At 40.4% G+C, this 15,935-nt stretch carries 15 protein-coding genes, 2 pseudogenes and 1 riboswitch; of the genes and pseudogenes, 10 read left to right on the forward strand and 7 right to left on the reverse strand.

Annotated features, from left to right (window positions below; translation table 11 throughout):
- Window positions 1-119 precede the first annotated feature (119 nt).
- A riboswitch (SAM riboswitch) is annotated at window positions 120-228 on the reverse strand.
- A 173-nt stretch (window positions 229-401) separates the two neighbouring features.
- The gene (pckA, locus tag LD028_RS17520) at window positions 402-1,994 is read left to right on the forward strand and encodes a phosphoenolpyruvate carboxykinase (ATP) (protein ID WP_237812541.1); all 1,593 of its coding nucleotides are present in this window, start codon (window positions 402-404) and stop codon (window positions 1,992-1,994) included.
- A gap of 967 nt (window positions 1,995-2,961) precedes the next feature.
- Here the strand turns inward: pckA and LD028_RS17525 are convergent.
- The 4 genes and pseudogenes from LD028_RS17525 to LD028_RS17540 all read right to left on the reverse strand — a co-directional run bounded on the left by LD028_RS17525 (window position 2,962) and on the right by LD028_RS17540 (window position 5,707).
- Window positions 2,962-3,330: a hypothetical protein gene (locus tag LD028_RS17525; protein ID WP_237812542.1), complete on the reverse strand. Its 369-nt coding sequence runs from the start codon at window positions 3,328-3,330 to the stop codon at window positions 2,962-2,964.
- A gap of 62 nt (window positions 3,331-3,392) precedes the next feature.
- Window positions 3,393-4,040: a hypothetical protein gene (locus LD028_RS17530; protein ID WP_163152044.1), complete on the reverse strand. Its 648-nt coding sequence runs from the start codon at window positions 4,038-4,040 to the stop codon at window positions 3,393-3,395.
- A 49-nt stretch (window positions 4,041-4,089) separates the two neighbouring features.
- A pseudogene (locus tag LD028_RS17535) lies at window positions 4,090-4,933 on the reverse strand (IS982 family transposase).
- Between the two features lie 132 nt (window positions 4,934-5,065).
- Window positions 5,066-5,707, reverse strand: coding sequence for a hypothetical protein (locus tag LD028_RS17540; protein ID WP_163152041.1), 642 nt, complete (start codon window positions 5,705-5,707; stop codon window positions 5,066-5,068).
- 287 nt (window positions 5,708-5,994) lie between these two features.
- Between LD028_RS17540 and LD028_RS17545 the strand changes: the two are divergent.
- The 5 genes and pseudogenes from LD028_RS17545 (at window position 5,995) to LD028_RS17565 (ending at window position 10,702) form a co-directional block, all read left to right on the forward strand.
- Window positions 5,995-7,149 (forward strand): annotated as a pseudogene (locus LD028_RS17545) (ISL3 family transposase).
- A 126-nt stretch (window positions 7,150-7,275) separates the two neighbouring features.
- Entirely contained in the window at window positions 7,276-8,247 is a 972-nt protein-coding gene (locus LD028_RS17550) for an N-acetylmuramoyl-L-alanine amidase (protein ID WP_237812543.1), read from the forward strand.
- A 51-nt stretch (window positions 8,248-8,298) separates the two neighbouring features.
- Complete coding sequence (locus LD028_RS17555; protein ID WP_237812544.1) at window positions 8,299-9,264, forward strand: energy-coupling factor ABC transporter permease; 966 nt, start codon at window positions 8,299-8,301, stop codon at window positions 9,262-9,264.
- Window positions 9,261-9,980, forward strand: coding sequence for an energy-coupling factor transporter transmembrane component T family protein (locus LD028_RS17560; RefSeq protein ID WP_237812545.1), 720 nt, complete (start codon window positions 9,261-9,263; stop codon window positions 9,978-9,980). Before LD028_RS17555 ends, LD028_RS17560 begins: the two co-directional genes overlap by 4 nt.
- Window positions 9,977-10,702: an energy-coupling factor ABC transporter ATP-binding protein gene (locus tag LD028_RS17565; RefSeq protein ID WP_237812546.1), complete on the forward strand. Its 726-nt coding sequence runs from the start codon at window positions 9,977-9,979 to the stop codon at window positions 10,700-10,702. Before LD028_RS17560 ends, LD028_RS17565 begins: the two co-directional genes overlap by 4 nt.
- A gap of 57 nt (window positions 10,703-10,759) precedes the next feature.
- Here LD028_RS17565 and desB read toward each other — a convergent pair whose 3' ends face one another.
- Entirely contained in the window at window positions 10,760-11,839 is a 1,080-nt protein-coding gene (gene desB / locus LD028_RS17570) for a Delta(10) desaturase DesB (RefSeq protein WP_237812547.1), read from the reverse strand.
- Between the two features lie 238 nt (window positions 11,840-12,077).
- On the opposite strand from desB, the gene LD028_RS17575 reads away from it, so the two are divergent.
- From LD028_RS17575 to LD028_RS17590, 4 genes are all read left to right on the forward strand, one after another.
- Window positions 12,078-12,320 carry a DUF2584 domain-containing protein gene (locus LD028_RS17575; protein WP_012574116.1) on the forward strand — a complete coding sequence of 81 codons (243 nt, stop codon included), beginning with the start codon at window positions 12,078-12,080 and terminating at the stop codon, window positions 12,318-12,320.
- 99 nt (window positions 12,321-12,419) lie between these two features.
- Window positions 12,420-13,397, forward strand: coding sequence for an ABC transporter substrate-binding protein (locus tag LD028_RS17580; protein ID WP_237812548.1), 978 nt, complete (start codon window positions 12,420-12,422; stop codon window positions 13,395-13,397).
- A gap of 9 nt (window positions 13,398-13,406) precedes the next feature.
- Window positions 13,407-14,177 carry an ABC transporter ATP-binding protein gene (locus LD028_RS17585; RefSeq protein ID WP_077429228.1) on the forward strand — a complete coding sequence of 257 codons (771 nt, stop codon included), beginning with the start codon at window positions 13,407-13,409 and terminating at the stop codon, window positions 14,175-14,177.
- The gene (locus LD028_RS17590) at window positions 14,164-14,970 is read left to right on the forward strand and encodes an ABC transporter permease (protein WP_237812549.1); all 807 of its coding nucleotides are present in this window, start codon (window positions 14,164-14,166) and stop codon (window positions 14,968-14,970) included. Before LD028_RS17585 ends, LD028_RS17590 begins: the two co-directional genes overlap by 14 nt.
- A 27-nt stretch (window positions 14,971-14,997) precedes the next feature.
- Here LD028_RS17590 and ytkD read toward each other — a convergent pair whose 3' ends face one another.
- Window positions 14,998-15,471, reverse strand: coding sequence for an RNA deprotection pyrophosphohydrolase (gene ytkD, locus LD028_RS17595; protein ID WP_237812588.1), 474 nt, complete (start codon window positions 15,469-15,471; stop codon window positions 14,998-15,000).
- A gap of 63 nt (window positions 15,472-15,534) precedes the next feature.
- Window positions 15,535-15,843: a hypothetical protein gene (locus LD028_RS17600; RefSeq protein ID WP_004888947.1), complete on the reverse strand. Its 309-nt coding sequence runs from the start codon at window positions 15,841-15,843 to the stop codon at window positions 15,535-15,537.
- Window positions 15,844-15,935 lie beyond the last annotated feature (92 nt).

Raw genomic sequence — 15,935 nt, forward strand, 5'->3', positions numbered from 1 at the left:
CAAACATTCCTCCTCAGTATAATGACAAATGATACGGTACTCATCCCTCTTATTATGGTCTATCGTGAAAAAAACCTTTCCCTCAGAGGAAAGGTTTTTGCATTTGTCTGCGCCTTTCACTCTTATCGTTCAAGGGCGTTCCCTTGCCACAGGTTAGCACCTTTTCACGTATGTGACGGTTGCTGGGTTTCATCGGGCCTGTCTCCCTCCACCAACTCGGGATAAGAGTATCCGTTCATTTCAGCATCATACCACATCCGTACGAAACGAGTCAACGTTTTTCTATATGGATTATTTTGAAATTAAACTGAAGAAAAATACACGAATTAGTATGGACTATTTATTAAAATGTGTTATACTTTTTACATAAAGATAAATCAAACAAAGGTAGGTTTTGTCCAATGAATTCCATTGAACTGACAAACAAATTATCAACACTCTTACAAAGGGATGGGGTTTTTCATAACTTATCTGTACCACGACTAGTAGAAAAAGTACTAACTCGGAAAGAAGGCATCCTAACTTCATCAGGAGCAATTTGTGCAACAACTGGGAAATATACAGGCCGTTCTCCAAAGGATAAATATATTGTCGAAGAACCGTCTGTGAAACATAAAATTGATTGGGGAACTGTCAATCAACCTATTTCTGAAGAGGTATTTGATAAGCTTTACAACAAAGTGATCGATTATTTAATGACAAAAGAAGAACTATTTGTATTTAATGGCTTTGCAGGCGCAGATCCAGCTTATCGTTTGCCGATTCAAGTGGTCAACGAATTTGCTTGGCATAACTTATTTGCTCATCAATTGTTCATTCGTCCAACAGCGGAAGAATTACAAACACATGAACCACAATTTACAGTCATTTCTGCACCAACATTTAAAGCTGATCCATCTATTGATGGCACGCGTTCAGAAACGTTTATTATCATCTCATTCGAGCGCCGCACTGTACTAATTGGTGGAACAGAATATGCAGGGGAAATGAAAAAATCGATTTTCTCTGTCATGAACTTTTTATTGCCAGAGCAAGGAATCTTCCCGATGCACTGCTCAGCAAACGTCGGTCAAGAAGGCGATGTCGCGCTCTTTTTCGGTTTATCAGGCACAGGGAAAACAACGCTTTCTGCTGATCCAAACCGTCGGTTAATTGGCGATGACGAGCACGGTTGGTCAAACAACGGTGTCTTTAATATTGAAGGCGGATGTTATGCCAAATGCATTAACTTATCACGTGAAAAAGAGCCACAAATTTTTGATGCGATTCGCTTCGGCTCTGTATTAGAAAACGTCATCGTTGACCCAGACACGCGCATACCAAACTATGACGATGCAACATTAACTGAAAATACGCGCGCAGCATATCCGCTCGAAGCGATGGATAATATCGTGCAGCCGAGCGTTGCTGGCCATCCGCATACAATCGTCTTTTTAACAGCAGATGCGTTCGGCGTATTGCCGCCAATTAGTAAATTAACGAAAGAACAAGCAATGTACCATTTCTTAAGCGGCTATACGAGCAAGTTAGCGGGCACAGAACGCGGAGTGACAGCGCCGGAAGCAACATTTTCTACATGCTTCGGTTCACCGTTTTTACCGCTTCCTGCAACGCGTTACGCAGACATGCTTGGTCAAAAAATTGACGCCCACGGTGTTCAAGTGTTTTTAGTAAACACCGGTTGGACTGGTGGTGGATACGGCGTTGGTGAACGAATGAAGCTATCGTATACACGCGCGATGGTAAAAGCGGCGTTAGAAGGAGAATTAAACAACGTAGAAACTGTTCAAGATCCTATTTTCGGTCTTCATATCCCGCTTCACGTTCCCGGTGTGCCTGATGAAGTGTTACAACCGAAAAGCACATGGGCAGATCAGGAAGCATATGAACAAAAAGCAAAAGAGCTCGCGGCGAAGTTCCGGGAAAACTTTAAAAAATTCACAAACGTTGATCCACGCATTGAACAGCTCGGCGGACCGATCGCAATCGAGTAGGAGGAGGTGATTAACCTCCGTCCTCTCACACCACCGTACGTACGGTTCCGTATACGGCGGTTCAATCAAGATCAGTGACGCAAGAAATTTTTTTGATTTAAGAGCATCGTTCTTCTTCCTTCCGTAAATAGCTGATCTTCTTATGCCAGTCGTCACTCCACCCTCCAAGAGATCCCCCACGGGATTCACCGTTTCCTTTCTCTTGGGAGGCACTTCGTTTTCTGGGTTCATCATGACGGACTGAAGCCAAGGGCTATTTTCTCTTGATTGTTCGGTTCTTCCGAATCGTTCTAGACCGATTCGTACGACGACCTCTGCTGACTTCTGATGGTTCAGCTACTTATCACGAAGTAGGTTATGAAGCGTACTTCACGTATCCATCAGACCTCCTCGGGTAAGAGTGCAATCTTTCCTTCCATCTATCTGCTTCATTTACTCTGTATCACCTTCGGCAGAAAGGGCTTTGTTTTGTTTAGCAAACTCACCCAATGATACCTAGCCTTATATGAAGTTCTAGCCTTATATGAAGTTCTAGCCTTATATGAAGTTCTAGCCTTATATGAAGTTCGTGTTCCTCAGACCGGAAGTTTGCCGCCCGCTTCCTTCAGATTCCGCGTCACCACGGACACCCTTGCGTTAAACTAACTGCTACTTCTGCCTTCGCAGTTCGGGACTTTCACCCTAGAGATTGCACCCATGCCGAGCACACTAAAAACGCCAAATAACCCTCTCCAAGAGGGTTATTTGGCATGCCTAAAACATGTGGGTATTCTTTTTCTGCAGCTCATGATCACAAACATTGCGTATGGACACAACGACGCTTAACACTAAACTTGAAGGGTGTGTAATCCTAACCCATAATCTCCTTTAATTTCCTTAAAAAAGTCGCTCACAGGTGTTTTTTATATTATTCTTTATGTTACTTTATATAGAAATTTTTGGTATATAACATTTTAGTTCATGTATTTCATTCACTTTTTTTCCTTTTCATGAATAAAAGAATTATGAGGAAAACAAATAAAATAAGTGTAATCCATAAGGAAATAGAGTAAGCCTTTTTGAATAACTGAATAGTCCATACTGGTGCCCAAGCATCCTCCCCTAGTAGCCAATATGCGATCACATTTGAAATTCCAATACCTTCTGTATTCGGTTTCAGTGATTGATAATAATTAAGTGCTAAACTAATACTGCAAACTATGGATACGAAAAAAAGTGCAGTAATTGTCATAAGGAGTGTTTTAGATAAATTTTTTGTTCTTCTATAGAATAAATAAGTAGAAATTAAAAGAATAATTAACAAAATGTAATAAAAATAAAGTTCTGGATTGAACATGATTTCACTCCTAATGAAAAACTTAAGGGAAGTAGATATCTACTCCCTTTAAGATTTTTTAATTATTTATTGTTTTCCTCTTTTTTCTTCTTAACATCTTCTAATAACCAAGAAAGTGCATGGGCAAAACCATTGTCTTTTTCGTGTTTCAAGAAATATTTATCTCCTGTTGTATCAGCAAGGAAAGTAACTTGATCATTTTCAATTGCTGTTAAATCTTCATGACTCACAAAACCGTACATATCAATAAAACCAACAAACTCCGCATTGTATTCCTCTTTAAGTTGTTTTTTCACCATACTAACATGTTTCTCCTCCACGTGTGGTTTAAAGGCAAGTGTTATACGCTCGTCACCTTTTACAGCACGTGCTACAAATTGTTGAGGATTAACTTTGTGTTTCTTTACAAATTCCTTTAATTCCTTAAATTCTAATGGCCGAGAAAATGTGATAGTGGTATTAATATCCTCAACTTTTTTGTTCTTAATTTCATTATTTTTTTCGGTAATAAGTTTCTTGTATTTTTCTACACCCAATTCTGTTTTCTCAATATTTTTATACTGCTCTATTAGATTCGATTTATCAAAAGTTTGTTCCACTTCTTTATCCCCATTAGAAGCAGCATTCCCAATTTCAACTATGTTAAAAGTAAAGGCCAACGCACAACCTAGTCCAGCTACTGCCAACAAAAATTTTTTGCTCCAAGCCATCTTATTGACCTCCTTAAATAGTTACTATACCCGTGGTGCTAGTTGAGTGCTAGCGCTCAATTAGTCCGAGTGTGACAAGTGAATAGACCAACAAACGCCATCAAGTGCCACTTCAAATCCTGAAATGGGGTTGGCACAAATGTTTGTAATCCGATACTGATCGGCAAGGACAGAGAACACCGTCTCAATCACTTTTCGTTTATCTTTGATCCATCCCTCCCATGGTGACGATGAGTAATGCTTCTGTTTTCTGCGAGATGGAGTCCAGAAGGTAATTTGATATTCTTTATATATCTTTATTTGTAAATAATAACCAAAAATCCCTCGTCACCCAAATTGTAGAGATGGGGAACTTGTGTCATGGCTATTTCAGCGGCGACTCGATCATGACAAAACGCTTCCGCCACCTCATATCCCATTGGCAATCATTGATCGGTCACTTGAAGATAAAGCTTAAATCCGTAGTACCACTTCTGTTTCAACTCACAATACCCGATGTCAGCGATACCTTCTTAGAATTGTTGGACGTGATGCATTCTTGCATTATGGAACAACTCGATCGACATACTGTCTACGACTGCATAGGCATGGCGTTTTCCACGTTTAGCGAGTTCAGCGAATCCATTTGATCACGAAGAACAACGCTCGACACCGTCGATTGTACCGAAACCGTTCGATAAACTGTCGGTTGGTGAACAAGTTTCCCTCCACAAAGCAATGCCATGTCCGTTCAGAAGAAAAGCCCAACGGTTTTCCTAATAGATAAATGGCAATGATCACGGCATCTTTTTGTTTCACCAATGATGATTGCGGCGCTGCAAATATAGTTAAGAAAATGGTCGCATATTGTTTTTGAATTTTCGCTTGGTCTGTAAATGAAAGTGCTCTTGCACGGGAAGTCTCCTTTCGAGTGTTGACTGGCATTTTCATTATATATAGAAAATCTATGGGGAAGGGCTATTTACTCGATTTTATCTAGAACCACAGGTTTTATTTATGATTCTGTACTATTAGGTTGATTTTAATTATGGTCTTCCAAGGTTATCCCCGTAAGTAATCGCACGATAGCCACCACCATTTATGCAGTTGTTGTAATCAATAAAACCTTTTTTACTCATAGCAAAGTTTAACTGTATTTCTCCGCTGTCTCCGCTATCTCCATCTCTAAAATCTTCCCAGTTTGTTGTAAAGAAATACTGTTGGGAAACTACTGTACCTAATGCAACTACTTCTGATTCTTGGTTATCTACTCCACCGTCTGTCTCGAAATCAAATTTTGGATCAGGTAAATTTGTAGTAGAAGCATAAGCACTAATCTCTAAATCCAATGAATTATCAGGAACAGCCGTCATATCAACGGTAAAATATGCTGGAGAATTGTCACAACTTGTCCCAGGGTTATCTCCACCATTGTTATATTCTTTAATTTGACTCACATTATACGAATCTAAGGTAAACTTACTTTCTGTTCTAATATAGTAGAAGCCATCGTATCCAAAATACGATTTGAGACTACCTGTTCTCGGTACGTACGATCCGTTGCTGTAATTAGAGTAACTCCAAGATGTTGAATCTCCTGCTGTTTCCGCTAAAGCAGTTTCTCCTAATACGAAATTAGCAAGAATAGCAGTCAATGAAAATGTAAGTATCTTCTTTTTATTGAACATAATAACAACCTCCCTTAAGGTTAGTGCATTGAATGCATGTAACTATTCAGTCGCATAACCAAAGTGAGCTGAATAATTACTTTGACTTAATATTAAAAAAAAAAAAAAAAAAATTGTCAATATTTTTTATATTAAATTTGTTATTGTAAAGGGGAAATTTAGGCTCTTCACCACAAGTTGTACTTGAGATTTTAAGATAGGTATGCATAGGGAAAATAGAGGGTACAAAAAATGCGAATTTTCCTGTATGGTAAAGGTGATCAAACCAAACCTGGAGGAAAATTCGCATGTACTCTCCGTTTATCAAAGAACTCATCGATTTACCAGATGTTTTGATTCAAAAGGTACGAAAAGAAGAAGATCGTTGGATTTTCGAACTTTCTCTGTCCGAACAATGCTCGGTTTGAAGCGCACGATCAAAATGATATGCAAAAAGAAGCAATGGATGCATGGCTATGCTCAGCGAATCGGAATTTTTTGGATTGAACTTCCTGTCAAGCGCAGATGTTGTGGTGCGTGTGGCATGACATTCAGCACGTCTTATCCAGCCATCTCTCCTCGAAGTGTGGCGACGGATGCTTTTCAGCAATGGGTCGCGCAATCTTGCATCGGAACATCATTTAGGCAGTGGCTTGTATGCTCAAGCTTCCTTATACGACCGTGGAATGTTGGTTTTATACTCATGCCCCTTCCTATCGAATGACATCCAACCAAAGGCGGTTTGTATTGATGAGTTTGCTTTTCGAAAAGGGCATGACTACGGAGTGGCGATCATGGATGCCGAAACGGGAAAAGTGCATGCTATTGAAGCAGGAAAGAACGAGGAAGCCATTGGACGTGCGTTGGCTCATGTGTCTTGTTCTGTTCAGTTTATCGTGAGCGATTTAGCTCCAGCGATGAAAAAAGCCATTCAAAGGGTTTGCCCAGAGGTGACACACGTGGTCGATTATTTCCATTTCATCCAGATGTTTACGGATGCTTTAGAGCGTTGTCGCAAATATGTAGACAATGGGGACAAGAAACACGGAAATGTTCGTTACGTTTGCCGTTTATTGAGCACATGCCCAGAGAAATTGACGGAGGAAGAACGTCAAATCTTACGAGAATGGTACAATGAAAGCGATTACTTAAAGTCGGTCTACCAATCGCTCCAACATTTTCGTTATGTGTCCAAAAGCAGAGACGAGCAACAGGCGAAACGACGTTTGGAGGCTTGGATGCATCGGTATTCGTTTTGTCCTTGTTCGGTTGTGCGCGCGATTGCAAAAGCGCTCGTCAAGCGAACAGAAGAAATCGTTTCTTGCATTTTATCCCCTTACTCGAATGGGAAAATGGAAGGAACGAATAACAAGATCAAGCTGATGAAACGTCGAGGATACGGATACAGAAATATCCAACGTTTTGCATTGTGGGTTTGGTTAGAAACAGCTAACATACTTTAATGGCAGGGGCAAGTACATCTTCAAGTACATCTTTTGGTGATGACCCATTTTTCATATGTTCGTACAAACCATTTCATTCAATGAAACATATAGTAGTACATAGAAACAAAGAAAAGGAGGTTAAAGATGAATCAACTATTTGCGATTCCTCAATTAAAAGATATACGCCACCTTCTCCCTACTCGCTCTGGACAATCGTATAAAAAAACAACACTTGAACAAAAAACGCACATCATTATTCATCATAGCTTGACGAAAACAGGCTCCGCATTTGCGTTTGCCAATTATCATGTAAGCAAAGGATGGCCCGGGATCGGATACCATTTTGTCATTGAACAAGACGGAACGATTCATTTTTGCAACGACTTAGAAGCGATTAGCTACCATGTCGGCAACCATAACACTTATTGCATCGGCATTTGTTTAACAGGTGATTTTCGCACACAACAACCGACGAATGAACAAAAACAATCATTGAGAACGTTATACAAAACGCTTGTAAACATCTTGCCGAACTATAAAGACGTGAAAGGACATAACGAACTAAAAGGATACGAATGGAAGCAATGTCCTTGTTTTAACTATGCGCAAGTATTAGCAGAAAAAGAAAACATCGAAATGAAAGAAGAAGTCAAACTGTATACCGTCGAACGAGGAGATACGCTATGGGCAATTAGTCAAAAAACAGGAGTAAGTGTCAAAACGTTATTACGCCTAAACCCACATGTTGATCCAAGAGCATTACAGCCCGGGCAACAAATAATCATTGAAAAACTAATAAAAAAAGAAGAAGTGAAGGCCCCATCACAACCATCCAATCAAACACCGAAGCAACAAAATCCAATTGAACAACTGATAAGTAAGCTTCCGAATAAAGTATTGCAATATGGTGATCGTGGCGAGGACGTACGCATCTTACAGCAAGCGCTAAATACGATCGATTTTAAATGTGGGGCAGAAGATGGGATATTTGGTCAAAAAACGTTAGATGCCGTGAAGCGAGTCAATCTTATGTTTTTAGGCGGAAATAAAAAAGGTGTTTATGACGAAAAAACGAAAAATTATATAATAAGTAAACTAAAAGAAAAAATGAAATAGCTTTCAATCATACATCTCCCCTATAATAAAACATAAGGGGGGATATTTGTCATGCATATGGCAGACGCGCTTATTTCACCTGCGGTAGGAATTGCGATGTGGGGGGCTACGGCAGGTGTAGCTAGCTACTCATTAAAAAAATTAAACATCGAAACAGATGAAAAAAAGCTACCACTTATGGGGGTGCTTGGCGCATTTGTATTTGCCGCGCAAATGATCAACTTTGCGATTCCTGGTACAGGGTCGAGTGGACATTTAGGCGGCGGATTGTTACTTGCCGCTTTGCTCGGTCCATACGCCGCCTTTTTAACGTTAGCTGTCGTTTTATTTATTCAAGCACTCTTTTTTGCAGATGGCGGGCTGTTAGCGTTTGGATGTAACGTGTTTAATCTCGGCTTTTACACATGTTTTATCGCCTATCCATTGTATAAGCGCCTTATTCGCCGAACAAACATATGGTTTGCCTCCATCATCGCTGCCGTTGTTGGATTGCAACTCGGTGCGTTTAGTGTTGTCGTTCAAACGGTATTATCGGGGAAAGTGGAGCTTCCTTTTACTACATTCACGCTGTTCATGCAACCCATTCACTTAGCGATTGGCATCGTTGAGGGTATCGCTACGGCTACCGTCATTTCGTTTGTAATGAAAACAAAACCAGAGCTTGCACAACAAACAGATGCACCAATGAATCGCCTTATTGGCATACTCGGTGTACTCGCTCTCATGATTGGCGGTATTTTTTCGTCTGTTGCATCATCCAAACCAGATGGGCTAGAATGGTCCATTTTTCACACCGCAGGGACGGATGAACTGCGTGTGACAACAACGCTTCATACAATGCTTGAGCGTCTTCAACAATCGCTCGCCTTGCTGCCTGATTACAACTTAAAAAGCGGCAATGTATCGATCGGGTGGATCGACATTGGGACAAGCATTTCTGGCATCATTGGTACATTCATTGTTGCGATCGCACTCATGACACCATATATCATAAAAAAATGGAGAAAAGAAGCATGATCCATGTATATCGACGACATGATGTCCACCCGCTAAGCATGCTTATTATAACGTTTACATACATCTTCGTCGTTGCCTCATTTCATTCATATGCTTTTATTGAAATGATGCCGTTATCGCTTTACCCGATCACTATGATCGTTTTTTATCGTCTTTCTATTCGGCATATAAAAAACATCCTGCTCGCCTCTCTACCGTTTATCACGGCTATAGGCGTTTCGCAGTTGTTTTTTATCGACGAACGCATATCATTTTTTCATTGGCATATCGAAGCAGGTTGGCTGGCATTCACTACTTTAGTTATTAAAAATACACTTGCCATACTTGCAGCAACGGTGTTATTTTTAACGATACCGATCGAGCAGCTCGCAGGGGCACTTCTTTCGTTACACATCCCAAGATTGCTCGTTGTTCAATTACTTTTGACATATCGATACATTTTTTTATTTTTAGAAGAAGCAAAACGACTTCGTCAGGCGTACATGTTGCGGGCCCCACACCACCGCGCCATTCAGTTATCTGTTTGGGGATCACTCGTTGGACATTTGTTGTTGCGAACATTTGAACGTGCCGAACGCGTGCATGAAGCGATGACATTACGTCGCTTTTCTATTCAACGTATGCATATAAAAATCAAACGATGGACAATAAAAGAAATGATTTACACATTTGTAGTAGTTGGATTGTTCATCGCTTATCGGTTGGTGGTCATATGATACACGTATCAAATATTTGCTACACATACCCAGATGGTCATAAAGCGATTCACAATATCTCCTTCTCCGTTCAAGAGGGGGAATGTATCGGCATCATTGGAGCAAACGGTGCAGGAAAATCAACATTATTGAAGCTACTTGTCGGATTGTATATATCAAAAAAGGGGGAAATCATCATTGACAATATGCCTATGTCGAAACAAACGTTACGACATATTCGCCGCATCATCGGCTTTACATTTCAACAAGCAGACGACCAATTATTTATGCCTACCGTCTACGATGATGTCGCATTTGCACTTCGCAATGACGGCATGAATGAAGACGAAGTAAAAAAGCGCGTAACAAACTCTTTAAAGATCGTCGGAGCTATTCATTTAGTAGATCGACCTCCTTATCGTTTATCTGAGGGGGAAAAACGGCTTGTCACTTTAGCTACTGTGCTTGCGATGGAACCGAAAATATTGCTGATGGACGAACCGACGGCGGCGTTAGATCCGCAGGCTCGCCGAACACTAATACATCTCATTCAAGCGTTGCCACATACAAAAATCGTAACGACACATGACCTCGACTTCGTCCTTGAATGTTGTGAGCGAACGATTGTACTTGCAAACGGAACGATCGTATATGACGGTCCAACAGAAGCTATATTAACGAACGAACCATTTTTACGCGAGCATCATTTGGAGCTTCCTCTTATGCTACAGGGGAGAAAATAAGGCGTGGGTGATTGCCCACGTCTTTCTAAAAACAAAAAAGCGCCGAGATGCGACGCTTTACTTTTCTTTCACCATTTTTCCTACAACATTTTCTTTCGCTTTATGCGAAAGGTCATCTATATTTAATCCATATCCGAGTGTTCCGTACACATATCCTTCACGTGGTTCAATGAGTTCCGTTTGCTCATGATAAAGCCTTGGTGTTTTCCATAGCGCAATTAACGCTTTTGTCATCGGCATTTCATAATAACGATCCGGCCATAGTTGTTTAATATATTGTTTAACGAGCGGATAATATTTTGAACTCATCGCTGGGAACAAATGATGTTCTGTATGGTGCGAAAAGTTAAAATGCAATACGTCGACCCACTTCGGAACGATGACGGTTAGGCTATTCGCTAATGGATCGTTCACTGGGACGAGCGGATTTAAGCGATGGTTTGTTGAAATGTATCCCATCACGATCGCATTTCCAATAAGTAGTGGAAGAACGAACGCAAAGAGCCATTTTTCTACTCCGATCATCAACAATAATCCAATCCATACCGACCATGGTAAGACAAATTGCCAGAATACGGCACGACGACTTCCTTTTTCAAACTCCTTCCAAAAATGAAGAAGCATATGAAGCGAATGAACTGTAAACATCCCTGCTAAAGACAAAAACGAAAAAGCCGCACGAATCGGAAACGGAATGCGATAAATCCAACGAAGAAACCGACTTTGAGCTAAACGTTTGATCGTCGGCCACGCATCCGGATCAAGTTCCTCATGTTGTGTATGCACATGATGCGTTGCGTTATGCCATTTTCTCCACAACTTTGGACCTGTGCAAAGTGGCAAAAATGCAATGCCTCCTAACAAATCACGAAGCCACGCCCGTTTGACAACTGTTCCATGCAAAATTTCATGTCCTAAAAACCCTAAACCAGCAAAACAAAATCCAATAACAACTGAAAGCAATCCGTTCCATAACCAATGGAGATCAAATAAAGAAATCGTGACGATGCTGCTAACTAAAACGAGCATGTAAGCAAGACCACCAAACAGACGAGACGGAACAGGACGGAACGCTTCCTCAGGCAAATACGGGGCAATGCGAGCCGCATACCACCCAAATGAATGAAATTGTTTCATGTAACAAAAAACTCCCCTCATACGTGAACACTTCGCTTTAAAAAGAAATGAATATTCAAACATCTCCTTTGAAAGCTTATTGCCATCGTATCATTTATATTCTTGTCCTGTCAATAAAATTTATTACTAGGTCATATGATTTATTTATATGATATAGTTACAAATCATGAAATGTAGTTGTGTAATCGTCATAAATGTGTTTCAATGAAGGTAAAAATGTGGAATATGGAGTGATCCTATGGGTATGCCGTTAGAAGTACAAACAATGATCGTCACAAATGGAAAAGAAAAACGAATTGAACACAACTTATTTGTATTACAAAAAGAAGGCTATCGTTTATATCCGCTTGATGTCCCATTAGAAGTAAGACGAACAAAACACGGAGAAACAACGGGAAAAGCGATTGTCAAAAAACTTACCTTTGAAAACGAAACAACGATCGTTACATATGAATTAATTGCTTTGCATTCGATTAATTAAACCGTCGGGGGATGTGCTCGGCGGTTTTCTTTTTAGGTCATTCACACATTTTTATTAGGCGCATACGATAAAGCAAACGACAGGAAAGAGGGGAAACACATGCGAAAATGGGGGTTTTTGCTCATTATTTTAATGTTTTTACTTACAGCCTGCTCATCAAATGATGTAAAAACGTTACGCGTTGCAGAAGTAACTCGATCCATTTTTTACGCTCCACAATACGTGGCAATTGAAAAAGGTTTTTTTGCTGAAGAAGGGCTTCATATTGAGCTAAATACAACGTGGGGCGGCGATAAAACGATGACGACACTTTTATCAAACGGAGCGGATATTGCGCTCGTCGGTTCCGAAACGTCCATTTACGTGTATAGCCAAGGAGCTGTTGATCCGGTCATCAATTTCGCGCAATTGACACAGACCGATGGTACATTTTTAGTTTCACGTGAACCAATCGCCAACTTTACATGGGATCAACTAAAAGGAAGCACATTTTTGGGGCAAAGAAAAGGCGGAATGCCACAAATGGTCGGAGAATACGTTCTCAAACAACACGGCATTGACCCACACAAAGACTTAAATCTCATCCAAAATATTGATTTTGCTAATATTGCCAATGCATTTGCAAGCGGAACAGGCGATTTCGTCCAACTATTTGAGCCAACTGCTAGCATTTTTGAACAAGAAGGAAAAGGATATATTGTCGCTTCATTCGGAACGGAATCTGGTCATCTCCCATATACGACATTTATGGCAAAACAAAGTTTTATCGACAAAAATAAAGATGTCATCGAAAAATTTACACGTGCCCTTTATAGAGCACAACAATGGGTACAAACACATGATGCGAAAGAAATTGCAACAGTCATTCAACCGTACTTTGAAAATACAGATATCGCTCTCATTGAAAAAGTCGTCGATCGCTATAAACAACAAGGTTCATACGCAACTGATCCGATTTTAGATGAAGAAGAATGGAACCATCTTCAAAACATTATGAAAGAAGCAAACGAGTTGCCATCGTACATTGAGCATTCCATTTTAGTGAATACATCGTTCGCTGAAAAAACGAAAAAGTAGGTGAACATCATGCCCATTTTAACGATTGATCAAGTGATGCACGCCTACGTCACAAAGCAATCTGCCGTATTGGCGCTTGATCATCTATCGCTAACTGTCGAGAGAGGAGAGTTTGTCTCCTTTCTCGGCCCAAGCGGCTGTGGAAAAACAACACTTCTTTCAATTGTGGCGGGGCTCATCAAACCAACAAAAGGTCGTGTGCTTATCGAAGGAAAAGAAATTCACACGATGAGCCAAACGATCGGATATATGCTCCAACACGATTATTTGTTTCCATGGAAAACGATTGAACAAAACGTGACACTCGGATTAAAACTGACAGGCAAATATAGCGAGAAAACGAGAAAGCAAACGCTCTCCCTTCTACATCAAATCGGTTTGCGTGACGTGGACGATCGTTACCCTTATGAATTATCGGGAGGAATGCGTCAGCGCGCAGCACTTGTTCGCACACTCGCAACCGATCCAAAAATTTTATTGTTAGACGAACCGTTTTCAGCACTTGATTACCAAACAAAGCTTAAACTTGAAGATCTTGTATGGGAGACGTTAAAACAATATCGAAAAACAGCACTTCTTGTCACACACGATATCGGTGAAGCGATTGCGATGAGCGATCGGATCGTTTTATTTACTGCAAAACCCGGAAAAATTAAACGAATTGTTACTGTTCCAGACTCATTAAAAGCTTGTACACCATTTCAAGCCCGCCAACATCCAGATTTTTCACCGCTCTTTCAAATGATTTGGAAGGAGTTAGAGAGCATTGAACAAACATGAGTGGTTGCAACGTATATATGATCAATATATGGCATATGAAAAACGGGAAAAACAAATCGTCCGTTTTTTTCAAGTAATCATTGTCATTACGTTTTTTAGTTTATGGGAAATCGCAAGCCGATTTCATTGGATTGATCCGTTATTATTTAGCTCCCCGTCTTCCATTTGGCATTTGTTTATCGCCAAAATACGCGATCATACATTGCTAACACACACGACCGTCACATTAACAGAGACGGTGCTGGGCTTTATTGCCGGAACGATGATCGGCGTTTGTTTTGCAGCAATACTTTGGTGGTTTCCGCGCATCTCTCACATCGTTGATCCGTATTTAGTCATTTTAAACGCGATGCCAAAAGTAGCGCTCGGTCCGATTTTAATCGTTGCACTCGGACCGAATATGACATCGATCGTCGCAATGGGAGCGATCATTTCGATCATCATTACAACGATTGTCGTTTACACCTCATTCAAAGAAGTCGATGCAAACTATATAAAAGTGCTTCGAACATTCGGAGCAACGAAACGACAGTGGTTTACAGAGGCCATTTTACCTGCCTCCTTTCCAACAATCATTTCAACGTTAAAAGTAAACGTTGGTCTATCTTGGGTTGGTGTCATCGTTGGTGAATTTCTCGTCTCAAAACAAGGGCTCGGTTATATGATTATTTACGGATTCCAAGTGTTCAACTTTACGCTCGTTTTATTAAGTTTGCTTATGATCGCGTTACTTTCAAGCATCATGTATCAACTTGTAAGTTGGTTTGAAAAGAAATTAGTGAAAGGCGCATAACCCCACACGTCAAAAAGCGGTGGGGTTTTACAACATTCCCCGCCGCTGTAACTCTTGTTTTGTATATGTCCATACGCCATCTTTCATAATAAAACTAAATCGTTCATCTTTCGCTATTTCATCTGGTATATGCTCAATGAGCACAGGACCATTTGTTTCAAAATACGACTCCCTTTGTTCCAAAGATTTAACATGGGCAAAATAAATATTTTTTACAATCGTTTCATTCGGACGGTTGACTTCATACTGTCCAATGTACGTGATCTTTTCAACGACCCCTCCCGTTTCTTCCTTTACTTCGCGAATTGCTGCTTGTTTTGGCGTTTCTCCTTTCTCTATTTTCCCGCCTGGAAACTCCAAGCCACGTACAGCGTGATTTGTCAATAACCAACGACCACCGTACCGACAAATAACGAAAACATGTTTCGGTTGCTGCGAGAAAGGATGGTCAGAAAAAGAAAGTCGAACGTTGTATCCGTAGTAATCTTGAAATACAATCATCACCGTCTACCCTCAACTGTATGTTTTCTTCATTGTACCACACAGTAAAGTTGTCGACAGCTTTTATAACTGTATGACACCCATCGTTTCAATTTGTTGTTTCGCTTCCTCATCGCCAAGTTCATAAATCATTTCATACACTTTTTTCATCGCGTTGTCATACCCGTCGTTCGGCCGATCATAATGATATTGCACATATGGCACATGTGCACGCCAAAACGATTGCCAATCGGATGAATACATTTCATCAAAATACTCCCGTAATTGAATGATTTCTTCATCCGTCGCTTCAATGCGAAATTCCCATGGTGAAGCCGTTTTCACTTGTGAAATCTCACCACGTGCCACCGAAACATAATACGTTTTTTTCATCGACCCACCTCTTTTTCGTTTGTTACAGTTAGTGTGAGTCGATTCATTTATTTTCATGCAACAAAAGCACTCATCTGCGACTGAACATGCAA

The sequence above is a fragment of the Anoxybacillus sp. LAT27 genome (genome assembly GCF_022030075.1).
Lineage (GTDB): Bacteria > Bacillota > Bacilli > Bacillales > Anoxybacillaceae > Anoxybacillus > Anoxybacillus kestanbolensis.

Bases quoted from the DNA above. Each gene is read 5' to 3' on its own strand.
- pckA (WP_237812541.1), top strand. From the start codon at position 402: ATGAATTCCATTGAACTGACAAACAAATTATCAACACTCTTACAAAGG.
- LD028_RS17525 (WP_237812542.1), bottom strand. From the start codon at position 3,330: ATGTTCAATCCAGAACTTTATTTTTATTACATTTTGTTAATTATTCTT.
- LD028_RS17550 (WP_237812543.1), top strand. From the start codon at position 7,276: ATGAATCAACTATTTGCGATTCCTCAATTAAAAGATATACGCCACCTT.
- LD028_RS17585 (WP_077429228.1), top strand. From the start codon at position 13,407: ATGCCCATTTTAACGATTGATCAAGTGATGCACGCCTACGTCACAAAG.
- LD028_RS17575 (WP_012574116.1), top strand. From the start codon at position 12,078: ATGGGTATGCCGTTAGAAGTACAAACAATGATCGTCACAAATGGAAAA.
- LD028_RS17600 (WP_004888947.1), bottom strand. From the start codon at position 15,843: ATGAAAAAAACGTATTATGTTTCGGTGGCACGTGGTGAGATTTCACAA.
- LD028_RS17565 (WP_237812546.1), top strand. From the start codon at position 9,977: ATGATACACGTATCAAATATTTGCTACACATACCCAGATGGTCATAAA.
- LD028_RS17530 (WP_163152044.1), bottom strand. From the start codon at position 4,040: ATGGCTTGGAGCAAAAAATTTTTGTTGGCAGTAGCTGGACTAGGTTGT.
- LD028_RS17540 (WP_163152041.1), bottom strand. From the start codon at position 5,707: ATGTTCAATAAAAAGAAGATACTTACATTTTCATTGACTGCTATTCTT.
- desB (WP_237812547.1), bottom strand. From the start codon at position 11,839: ATGAAACAATTTCATTCATTTGGGTGGTATGCGGCTCGCATTGCCCCG.
- LD028_RS17555 (WP_237812544.1), top strand. From the start codon at position 8,299: ATGCATATGGCAGACGCGCTTATTTCACCTGCGGTAGGAATTGCGATG.
- ytkD (WP_237812588.1), bottom strand. From the start codon at position 15,471: ATGATTGTATTTCAAGATTACTACGGATACAACGTTCGACTTTCTTTT.
- LD028_RS17560 (WP_237812545.1), top strand. From the start codon at position 9,261: ATGATCCATGTATATCGACGACATGATGTCCACCCGCTAAGCATGCTT.
- LD028_RS17580 (WP_237812548.1), top strand. From the start codon at position 12,420: ATGCGAAAATGGGGGTTTTTGCTCATTATTTTAATGTTTTTACTTACA.